The organism is Halorubrum sp. SP3, assembly GCF_005435195.1.
GTDB lineage: Archaea > Halobacteriota > Halobacteria > Halobacteriales > Haloferacaceae > Halorubrum > Halorubrum sodomense.
In genome coordinates, this window is record NZ_SGTU01000496.1 from 1 (window position 1) to 338 (window position 338).

Here is a 338-nt window from a genome sequence, read left to right on the forward strand (position 1 = left end):
GTCACGGGCCTTTTCGTCCTCATGTCGGTCGGCTTCGCGGTGCTGTACGGCACGGTTCCAGCGGTGAGTCAGGATATCGGCGAGGTGAGCACGCTGGGGTTCCTCACGCTGCTCATCGGCGCCGTGACGTTGTTCGTCTCCATCGCGGCCATCGTCGTTGGCGCCGGTGCCATCGCCGGCGAGCGCGCCAGCGGGTCGGGAAAGCTCCTCTTGGGCTTCCCCCACAGCCGCGCGGACGTGGTCCTCGGCAAGCTCGTCGGTCGGACTGCCGTCCTCGGCGCGGCCATCGTGGTCGGCCTGACGATCACGCTCGTCGTGGCGCTGGCTCTGTTCGACTC

The 338-nt window shown here is 68.3% G+C and carries 1 protein-coding gene; it reads left to right on the forward strand.

Annotation, left to right across the window (positions count from 1 at the left end; all coding sequences use genetic code 11):
- Positions 1-21: 21 nt before the first annotated feature.
- The coding region (locus tag EXE42_RS17385) for an ABC transporter permease (RefSeq protein WP_241988445.1) at positions 22-338 on the forward strand (317 nt) is incomplete at its 3' end.